Origin of the sequence: Sinorhizobium sp. NFACC03 (assembly GCF_900103435.1) — a bacterium.
Lineage (GTDB): Bacteria > Pseudomonadota > Alphaproteobacteria > Rhizobiales > Rhizobiaceae > Ensifer.
The window spans coordinates 1-9,828 of sequence record NZ_FMXF01000070.1 but is presented as its reverse complement, the minus strand read 5'-3'; the positions used below and the strand labels follow the sequence as shown (position 1 = coordinate 9,828).

Sequence of the window (9,828 nt, the reverse complement as noted above, 5' to 3'; positions counted from 1 at the left end):
CGGGTCGTTGACTACAACGTCAAGATCCGCGTGAAGGCAGACGGTTCGGGCGTCGAGCTCGCCAACGTGAAGATGTCGATGAACCCCTTCGACGAAATCTCGGTCGAAGAAGCGCTGCGGCTGAAGGAAGCCGGCAAGGCGGAGGAAGTCGTCGTCGTTTCCGTTGGTCCGGCCAAGGCCGAAGAGACGCTGCGCACGGCCCTTGCCATGGGCGCTGACCGCGCCATCCTGGTTGAGACCGAAGACCAGGTCGAGCCGCTCACTGTGGCCAAGATCGTCAAGGGCGTCGCCGAAGCCGAACAGCCGGGCCTGATCATCGTCGGCAAGCAGGCGATCGACGACGATTCGAACCAGACCGGCCAGATGCTGTCGGCTCTGCTCGGCTGGGCCCAGGGCACCTTTGCCTCCAAGGTCGAGATCGGCGACGGCACGGCACCAGAGGGCACAGCAAGGGTGACGCGCGAAGTCGACGGCGGCCTGCAGACCATCGACATCAAGCTGCCGGCAGTCGTCACCACCGACCTGCGCCTCAACGAACCGCGCTACGCCTCGCTGCCGAACATCATGAAGGCGAAGAAGAAGCCGCTCGACAGACACACCCCTGCGGACTTCGGCGTCGATACCGCTGCCCGCCTCAAGGTGCTGAAGACCGAGGAGCCGTCGGGCCGCAAGGCCGGCATCAAGGTCAAGTCGGTCGCCGAGCTCGTCGAAAAGCTTAAGGCCGAAGCCGGCGTGCTCTGATTTAAGGAAGGGAGATATCATCATGGCCATTCTTCTTCTGGCTGACCACGACAGCAACCACCTTTCCGACCAGACCGCCAAGGCGCTGACCGCCGCCTCCAAGATCGGCGGCGATGTGCATGTGCTGGTCGCCGGTAGCGGCGCCAAGGCAGCGGCCGAACAGGCATCGAAGCTTGCCGGGGTATCCAAGGTGCTCGTCGCCGACGATGCCTCGCTTGCCAACAACCTCGCAGAGCCGCTGGCAGCCCTGATCGTTTCGCTCGCCGGCAACTACGACACCATCGTCGCAGCGGCGACCTCGGTCGGCAAGAACGTCATGCCGCGCGTCGCAGCGCTGCTCGACGTCGCCCAGGTCTCGGAAATCATCGAAGTGGTCTCTTCCGACACCTTCAAGCGCCCGATCTATGCCGGCAACGCCATCCAGACGGTGCAGACGACGGAAGCCAAGCGCGTCATCACCGTGCGCACCGCCTCCTTCGCCTCTGCCGCTGAAGGCGGTTCGGCTGCGATCGAAAGTGTCGCGGCTGCCGCCAACCCGGGTGTCTCCAGCTTCGTCGCCGACGCCCTGTCGTCGTCCGACCGTCCGGAGCTGACCTCGGCCAAGATCATCATCTCCGGTGGTCGTGCGCTCGGTTCCTCGGAGAAGTTCCAGGAAGTCATCCTGCCGGTTGCCGACAAGCTCGGTGCTGCCGTCGGCGCCTCGCGCGCCGCTGTCGATGCCGGCTACGCGCCGAACGACTGGCAGGTCGGTCAGACCGGCAAGGTGGTCGCACCTGATCTCTATATCGCCTGCGGCATCTCCGGTGCCATCCAGCACCTCGCCGGCATGAAGGACTCGAAGGTCATCGTCGCGATCAACAAGGACGAAGAGGCACCGATTTTCCAGGTCGCCGACTACGGCCTGGTTGCCGATCTCTTCGAAGCGCTGCCTGAGTTGCAGAAGGCCCTGTAACCACGGCAAGAGCCGCCCGCCGCCACCCATGAAAAGGGCTGGCAAAAGCGTGGACTTGGCATTAACAATCTACCGGGCCGGCCAAACCGGCCCGGTTTGCGTGTCTGATGGCGGCCTCACCGCCAAACCTTTGAAGATGGATGTTCGCCGCGATGATCAAGACTGTCGGAATTATTGGTGCCGGGCAAATGGGCTGTGGCATCGCGCATGTTTCGGCAATCGCCGGATACAAGGTGCAGATCTACGATCTTGCCGCTGAACGGATCGAAGCGGGCCTTGCCACCATCAACGGCAACCTCGCCCGCCAGGTATCGTCCGGCAAGATGACCGACGAGGCCCGCAAAGCCGCCTTGGCCCTGATCAAGGGCTCATCCGACATCAACGACCTGTCGCAGGCCGACCTCGTCATCGAAGCCGTCACCGAAGACGAGACGATCAAGCGCAAGATTTACGGCCAGGTTTGTCCGATCCTGAAGCCGGAAGCGATCCTGGCGACCAACACCTCTTCTCTGTCGATCACCCGTCTGGCCTCGGCCACCGATCGTCCCGAGCATTTCATGGGCATCCACTTCATGAACCCGGTTCCGGTCATGAAGCTGGTCGAGCTCGTGCGTGGCATCGCCACCGACGAGCTGACCTTCAAGACCGCCAAGGAGTTCGTTGCGACGCTCGACAAGACCGTAACGGTCGCCGAAGATTTCCCGGCCTTCATCGTCAACCGCATCCTGCTGCCGATGATCAACGAGGCGATCTACACGCTTTACGAAGGCGTCGGCAGCGTCGAGGCCATCGACACGGCGATGAAGCTTGGCGCCAACCATCCGATGGGCCCGCTGCAGCTTGCCGACTTCATCGGCCTCGACACCTGCCTGTCAATCATGCAGGTGCTCTATGACGGCCTGGCGGACTCGAAGTATCGCCCCTGCCCGCTGCTGGTGAAGTATGTCGAGGCAGGCTGGCTCGGCCGCAAATCCGGCCGCGGCTTCTACGACTACCGCGGCGAGATTCCGGTTCCGACCCGCTAACTTGTCGTCAAAGGCAAAGAAAAACCCGGCGATCCGCCGGGTTTTTGTTTTGTGCACCTGCCGATCCCGCCTCAGCTACCGACTGCCGGGGCGACAGCGGCGCTGATCAGCGCCTTGGCATCGTCGCTGTCCCAGGCGGCCGGGCCGTTCATCGAGCCGATAAGGCAGCCCTTGTCGTCGAGCAGCAAGGTCGCCGGCAGGCCGAAGGCGAGGCCTTCCTTCTTCATGTTGTTGAACACGCCCATGGAGGCGTCGCGGTAGTAGCCAAGGTCGTGCACGGCGGTCTCGTCGAGGAACGCCTTCGGCTTCTCGTCGTCGCCGACGTCGATGTTGATCGCCACCACCTCGAACTTGTCGCTGCCGAGCGATTTCTGCAGTGCGTTGAGCGCCGGCATTTCCTCGCGGCACGGCACGCACCAGGTGGCCCAGAGGTTGACGAGCAGGGTCTTGCCGGCAAAGGCCGAGACATTGGTCGGCTTGCCATCCGGACCGTTGAAGTCGAGCGGGATCGGCCGCGGCGACGAAGCCGGCGACATGGCGGCGACATGACCCTTCATGAACGGCGTCAGCGACGCGACCTTGGCTGATGTCAGCGGGCAGCTGGTGCTGGCCGTTTCAGTCGCCTCACCATTGCCAGACCCCGTCTCCTTCACGTATACCGCTGCCGCACCGACGATCACGCCAAACAGGGCGGCGAGCGCGAACAGTTTCACGGCCGGGGGGGATTTCTTCTGGTCGGGCATTTCATTCTCCAAGGCGGGCATTCTTCATGGCTGACGGCAATTCCGAGACGAAATCCTCCAACCAGATGTGGGGCGGTCGCTTTGCCTCGGGTCCGGACGCGATCATGGAGGAGATAAATGCCTCGATCGGCTTCGACAAGAAGCTCTATGCCCAGGACATCCGCGGCTCAATAGCGCATGCGACGATGCTGGCGCATCAAGGCATCATTTCGACTGAAGACAAAGACAAAATCGTTCACGGCCTCAACACGATCCTGTCAGAGATCGAAAGCGGCCAGTTCGAGTTCTCGCGCCGCCTCGAAGACATCCACATGAACATCGAAGCGCGGCTTGCGACGCTGATCGGTCCCTCGGCCGGTCGCCTGCACACCGCCCGCTCGCGCAACGACCAGGTGGCGCTCGACTTCCGCCTCTGGGTCAAGGAAGAGCTGCAGCGCACCGAGAAGGCGCTGACGGCGCTGATCGCCGCCTTCCTCGACCGTGCCGAGGAACATGCCGATACCGTCATGCCGGGTTTCACACACCTGCAGACCGCGCAGCCTGTCACCTTCGGCCACCATTGCATGGCCTACGTGGAAATGTTCGGCCGCGATCGTTCGCGCGTGCGCCATGCCATCGAGCATATGGACGAAAGCCCGATTGGTGCTGCCGCACTCGCCGGCACCGGCTTCCCGATCGACCGGCACATGACCGCCAAGGCACTCGGCTTCGCCGGCCCGACCCGCAACTCGATCGACACCGTGTCCGACCGTGACTTCGCGCTCGAATTCCTGTCGATGGCATCGATCACGGCCACGCACCTGTCGCGCCTCGCCGAAGAGATCGTCATCTGGTCGACCCCGCAATTCGGCTTCATCCGCCTGTCCGATGCGTTTTCGACCGGCTCCTCGATCATGCCGCAGAAGAAGAACCCGGATGCTGCCGAACTGGTGCGCGCCAAGACCGGCCGCATCAACGGTTCGCTGGTAGCACTTCTGACGGTCATGAAGGGCCTGCCGCTCGCCTATTCCAAGGACATGCAGGAAGACAAGGAACAGGTCTTCGATGCCGCCGAGAGCCTCGAGCTGGCGATTGCCGCCATGACCGGCATGGTGCGCGACATGACTGTTCGCACCGACCGCATGAAGGCGGCCGCCGGCTCCGGCTATTCGACCGCGACCGATCTTGCCGATTGGCTGGTGCGCGAGGCGGGCCTGCCCTTCCGCGACGCCCACCACGTCACGGGCCGGGCCGTAGCACTTGCCGAACAGAAGGCCTGCGATCTGGCGGATCTCTCGCTTGCCGACCTGCAATCGATCCACGCCGACATCACCGAGAAGGTCTTCGACGTTCTGACGGTCGAGGCTTCGGTTGCCAGCCGCACCTCCTTCGGTGGCACTGCCCCCAACGAGGTTCGCAAACAGATCGCCTGGTGGCGCGCCCGAAACTAAGGAATGAGCGAAGGTGTGGGCGGCCTCCGCCCGCAAATTCAGGGTGCACAAGCGCCTGAAAAATCGATAAGACATCGCACCAGCATCAGTCCCGCGAAGGAAAATAACGATGACATTCACGAAGGCGGCCCGGCTTGCGCTCCTGCTGGCGATCCCCGGGCTGGTTCTTGTCGGTTGCGGACGCAAGGGCGATCTCGACCGCCCCGGTTCGACGGCGCCGATCAACACCAAGGCGCCCGCCGGCACCGTCGAGCAGAAGGAAAAACCGGACGACCGTCCTTTCCTGCTCGATCCCCTCCTCTAGATCCGCTCATCGTTTCCAACGAAGCATTGAATTGATCTAACTCTTTGAAATTACGCAATTCCGGACGAAAAACCGCTTCATACTCTCCTGGAATTGCGCAAAAGCCGAGCTGCAGCCCGTGAACCACTTCCAGTACCGCGACGGAATCCTCTACGCTGAAGACGTGCCGGTCACCGACATCGCGCGCGCCGTCGGCACGCCTTTCTATTGCTATTCGACCGCCACGCTCGAGCGCCACTACACGGTCTTTTCCAAGGCCTTCGCCGATGTGGACGCGATGGTCTGCTATGCGATGAAGGCCAACTCGAACCAGGCGGTGCTGAAGACGCTCGGTCGCCTGGGCGCCGGAGTCGACGTCGTCTCGGGCGGCGAACTGCGCCGCGCCCTTGCAGCCGGCATTCCCGCAAGCCGGATCATGTTCTCCGGCGTCGGCAAGACGCCGCAGGAAATGGACCTGGCGCTGGGCGCCGGCATCTATTGCTTCAACGTCGAGTCCGAGCCGGAACTCGAAGTCTTGAACCAGCGCGCCGTGCGCGCCGGCAAGCGCGCCCATGTCTCCTTCCGCATCAACCCTGACGTTGACGCCAAGACCCACGCCAAGATCTCGACGGGCAAGAAGGAAAACAAGTTCGGCATTTCCTGGGAGCGCGCCCGCGCCGTCTATGCCCATGCGGCCACGCTGCCCGGCATCCAGGTCACCGGCATCGACATGCATATCGGCAGCCAGATCACCGAACTGCAGCCCTTCGACGACGCCTTCAAGCTGCTGCGCGAGCTGGTCGACACGCTGCGCTCCGACGGCCACTCGATCGACCACGTCGATATCGGCGGCGGCTTGGGCATTCCCTACAAGGACGACAACAACCCGCCGCCGCTGCCGGATGCCTATGCGGAAATCGTCAAGAGCCAGCTGCAGTCGCTCGGCTGCAAGATCGTCACCGAACCGGGCCGGCTGATCGTCGGCAATGCCGGCATCCTCGTGACCGAAGTGATCTACGTGAAGGATGGCGGCGACAAGACCTTCGTCATCGTCGACGGCGCGATGAACGACCTCATCCGCCCGACGCTTTATGAGGCCTATCACGAGATCCGCCCTGTTCGCATCTCCGCCGCCAACGCCCCGCGCATCCGTGCCGACGTCGTCGGGCCCGTCTGCGAAACCGGCGACTACCTGGCGCTCGATCGCGAGATGGCGATGCCGAAGCCCGGCGATCTCTTCGCCATCAGCTCGGCAGGTGCCTATGGCGCCGTCCAGGCCAGCACCTACAATTCCCGTCTGCTGATCCCTGAAGTTCTGGTCAAGGGCGACCGCTTCCACGTCGTTCGTCCGCGTCAGGATTATGATGCCCTGATCGGCCTCGATTCGGTTCCGGACTGGCTCGCCTGAGGCGATCCGCACCAACGACGACAATCTGTGGATCGGCCACCCGGGCGATCACGATTCTGTTTGCGCCCTCGTCTTCGCCACAAACGATGGTATCCTGAAGGCAAGCGGAATAAGCTAAGCTGCGCCGTCTCCGGCCGCATCTCGCTTTACGATATAGGGTCAGCCACGAGCGTTGACGGGCGACCGAAAGGAAACTTGGGCGGATGACGCAATTCCGGCAGGATGAAACGCCACAACCGAAGCCGTTTTCGAGAACCCTGGCGCTGAAGAGATGGCTGGCGCGCTGGGTGCTGGTCGCCGAACAGCTTCTGCCGCGCACCCTCCTGCCCGGTTCCATCGTTCTTCTATTTCTCGCCTGCGCTTGGCTCGGCTTCTTCCGCGTGGCACCGTTCTGGCTGCATGCCGCAGCCCTCTTTGCCTTCGCCATCGGTTTTCTCGCATCGCTGTTTCCGCTGACGCGGATCCGTTTGCCCGGAAATGTCGACGCGGACCGCATGCTGGAAGAGCGCAACGCCCTGCCCCACCAGGCGATCCGCGTCCAGGACGATCGGCCGGCAACCGACAATCCACTGGGCGAGGCGCTGTGGCGCGAGCACCAGGCCCGCATGGCACGGATGATCGGCGCGCTCGAGACGGGGCTTCCGCGTCCTGATATCGCCCGACACGATCCTTTTGCCCTGCGTGCCGTACCGGTGCTTCTCGCCTGTGTCGCCTTCGCCTATTCCTATTCCAACCGCGCCGGCCTGCTCAGCGACGCGCTGCGCCTGCCGCAGGCTGCGGTCGAAACGGCCGATATCCGTATCGATGCCTGGGTGACGCCACCCGCCTATACCGGCCGTGCTCCGATTTTCCTCACCGGAAAGCCGGAGGCCGTATCGGCTGCGGAGGACCCCGGGGCCATTACCATCCCGCAATTCAGCGACCTGACGGTCCGTGTCACCGGGGCCGGACCGGACCAGATCGTCCGCTTTGCGGAAAGCGGCGCGGCCAAGGCAATCGCCATTCCGGCGGCCGGCGAGAAAGCCGGGGAAACGAAGCCCAAGCCGAAGGTGAGCGAGGCCGGGCCCAAGGTCGCCGAAATGGCTGCGCCCGAGCCTGCCCGCAACCCGAATGCCGTGCGCAACCATGTCTACAAGATTGTCAAGGACGGCGAGCTCGTCGTCGGGGATCGGCGCTGGGCTTTCAAGATCATTCCGGATGGTGTGCCGCAGATCTCCTTCGACGGCATTCCTCGTCCAACCGTCAATGCGGCGCTGGAAATCACCTTCGCTGCAACGGATGATTACGGCATCGCTCAGGCCTGGGCCGAGATCCAGCCACTCGACGAAGCTCCGGAGGGGGCTCGCTCGCTCTATCCGCTGCCGGAATACCGGCTCGACCTGCCGCGGCGCAACGCGCGCGAAGCCAAGGGCACGACCAGCCGAAATCTCAGCGAACACCCGCTCGCCGGAAAGCGCGTGAAGGTCACCCTCGTCGCCCGCGACGCCGCAGGCCAGGAGGGCCGCAGCCCGCCGCATGAAATGATCCTGCCCGCCCGCCAGTTCATCCAGCCGCTCGCCGGCGCGGTTGCCGAGCAACGCCAGGTCTTCGCCCTCAATGCCAACGACCTGCCGCGCGCGCTCGACCTCAACGATGCCGTTGCTTCGCTTGCCGAGGACTGGATCCCCAACTTCACGCATTTCCTGCTGCTGAAATCGGCTCGCACGCGCATGGCCCTTGCCTACAACGACGACATGCTGCGTGACGCCGCCGGATACCTATGGGAGATCGCGCTCGGCATTGAAGATGGCGACCTGTCGCTCGCCGAGCGGCGCCTGCGCGACGCACAGCAAGCGCTCTCGGACGCGCTGGAGCGCAATGCATCCGACCAGGAAATCGCCAAGCTGATGCAGGAGCTGCGCCAGGCCATGCAGGAGTATATGCAGGCCCTCGCCCAGCAGGCGGCGAAAGACCCGCGCATGGCCGGCAAGATGAACCCGAACAACATCCTGCGCCAGCAGGACCTCGAAAGGATGATGAACCAGATCGAGAACCTGGCGCGCTCCGGCGCGCGCGATCAGGCACGCCAGCTGCTGTCGGAACTGCAGCGGATGATGAACAATCTGCAGGCCGGCCGCGGCCAGCAGCAGATGGGCCAGCAGAACGATGCCATGAGCCAGCAGATCGAGAAGCTCGGCAAATTGCTGCAGGATCAACAAAAGCTCATGGACGAGACCTTCAAGCTCGACCAGGCGCAGCGCGACCGGATGCAGCGCGGCGACCCGTTGCAGGGCGAGGATAACGAGCTCTTCGGTCAGGAGATGCCGCAGGATCCGGAACAGCGCGGCGATCCGAATGGCCAGCCCAACCCGCTCGACGAGATGACCGCCGAACAGCTGAAGGATGCGCTCAAGCAGTTGAAGCAGCAGCAAGACGCGCTTGGCAAGCAGCTCGGAGAACTCAACAAGAGCCTCGAAAGCATGGGCATCAAACCGGGCAAGGGCTTCGGCGAAGCCCAGCGGGAAATGGACGGCGCCTCCGGCGCGCTTGGCAAGGGCCAGGGCGAACAGGCGGTGGGCAATCAAGGACGCGCGCTACAGGCGCTGCGCCAGGGCGCCCAGGACATGATGAACCAGATGCAGAGCCAGGGTCAGGGCCCCGGCATGGGCGTCCCGCAATTCGGCCAGAACGGCCGCGACCCGCTTGGCAGGCCCCAGAACAACCGCGGTCCGGAATTTGGCGACCACGTGAAGGTGCCCGAGGAATTTGACACGCAACGCGCCCGTCAGATCCTCGAAGAGATCCGCCGCCGGCTCGGGGACAACCTGTCGCCGGAGGCCGAGCGGCAATATCTCGAGCGCCTGCTCGACATGCAATGAACCCGTAACTGGTTCGGGCCAGCCGATCCGATATTCCGGTCCTCGCGAGGCGCAGCGTTGCGGCGCCTAGAGTATCCGTGTTGGTCAAGTACGGGTTGGTTCCCATATGCGGCCATCCCTGAGCAATGCGTTTGCGATGATGATGAGCTTTCGCATGACGGCGGTAATGGCGAGTTTTGAGGCTTTTCCGGCGGCCTTGAGCCGGTCGTACTTGGCCTTGAGGTCGGGATTGAAGCGGATGGCGACGAGCGCGGGCATGTAGAGTGCTCGTCGGACATTGGCCCGGCCGCCGCGGATGGAGGCGCGGCCGATCCACTGTCCGGACTGGCGAGCGACCGGAGCGAGGCCGGCGAGGGAAGCGACCTGGGCCTGGTCGAGTGTACCGAGT

Annotated in this window: 9 protein-coding genes; 7 read left to right on the top strand and 2 right to left on the bottom strand. The window is 63.6% G+C overall.

Annotated elements, in window-relative coordinates:
- The 3 genes from BLU35_RS34680 to BLU35_RS34670 form a co-directional block, all read left to right on the top strand.
- A partial coding sequence (locus BLU35_RS34680; RefSeq protein ID WP_093236513.1) for an electron transfer flavoprotein subunit beta/FixA family protein occupies nucleotides 1–741 on the top strand: 741 nt, incomplete at its 5' end.
- A 22-nt stretch (nucleotides 742–763) separates the two neighbouring features.
- Nucleotides 764–1,693, top strand: a complete 930-nt coding sequence (locus BLU35_RS34675; protein WP_057254772.1) for an electron transfer flavoprotein subunit alpha/FixB family protein — start codon at nucleotides 764–766, stop codon at nucleotides 1,691–1,693.
- A gap of 152 nt (nucleotides 1,694–1,845) precedes the next feature.
- Nucleotides 1,846–2,718, top strand: a complete 873-nt coding sequence (locus BLU35_RS34670) for a 3-hydroxybutyryl-CoA dehydrogenase (protein WP_057254841.1) — start codon at nucleotides 1,846–1,848, stop codon at nucleotides 2,716–2,718.
- A 71-nt stretch (nucleotides 2,719–2,789) separates the two neighbouring features.
- Here BLU35_RS34670 and tlpA read toward each other — a convergent pair whose 3' ends face one another.
- Nucleotides 2,790–3,461, bottom strand: a complete 672-nt coding sequence (gene tlpA, locus BLU35_RS34665; protein ID WP_093236512.1) for a thiol:disulfide interchange protein TlpA — start codon at nucleotides 3,459–3,461, stop codon at nucleotides 2,790–2,792.
- A 26-nt stretch (nucleotides 3,462–3,487) separates the two neighbouring features.
- Here tlpA and argH point away from each other — a divergent pair, with 26 nt between their 5' ends.
- The 4 genes from argH (at nucleotide 3,488) to BLU35_RS34645 (ending at nucleotide 9,440) form a co-directional block, all read left to right on the top strand.
- Complete coding sequence (argH, locus tag BLU35_RS34660; protein ID WP_057254770.1) at nucleotides 3,488–4,891, top strand: argininosuccinate lyase; 1,404 nt, start codon at nucleotides 3,488–3,490, stop codon at nucleotides 4,889–4,891.
- Between the two features lie 109 nt (nucleotides 4,892–5,000).
- Nucleotides 5,001–5,195: an LPS translocon maturation chaperone LptM gene (gene lptM / locus BLU35_RS34655; protein WP_057254769.1), complete on the top strand. Its 195-nt coding sequence runs from the start codon at nucleotides 5,001–5,003 to the stop codon at nucleotides 5,193–5,195.
- A gap of 118 nt (nucleotides 5,196–5,313) precedes the next feature.
- Nucleotides 5,314–6,582 (top strand): diaminopimelate decarboxylase, encoded by a 1,269-nt coding sequence (lysA, locus tag BLU35_RS34650; protein ID WP_093236511.1) that lies wholly within the window; start codon nucleotides 5,314–5,316, stop codon nucleotides 6,580–6,582.
- Between the two features lie 203 nt (nucleotides 6,583–6,785).
- Nucleotides 6,786–9,440 carry a TIGR02302 family protein gene (locus tag BLU35_RS34645; RefSeq protein WP_093236510.1) on the top strand — a complete coding sequence of 885 codons (2,655 nt, stop codon included), beginning with the start codon at nucleotides 6,786–6,788 and terminating at the stop codon, nucleotides 9,438–9,440.
- Nucleotides 9,441–9,524: 84 nt separating this feature from the next.
- On the opposite strand, the gene BLU35_RS34640 is transcribed toward BLU35_RS34645, so the two are convergent.
- On the bottom strand, nucleotides 9,525–9,828 hold a 304-nt coding region (locus BLU35_RS34640; RefSeq protein WP_143033069.1), incomplete at its 5' end, for a transposase.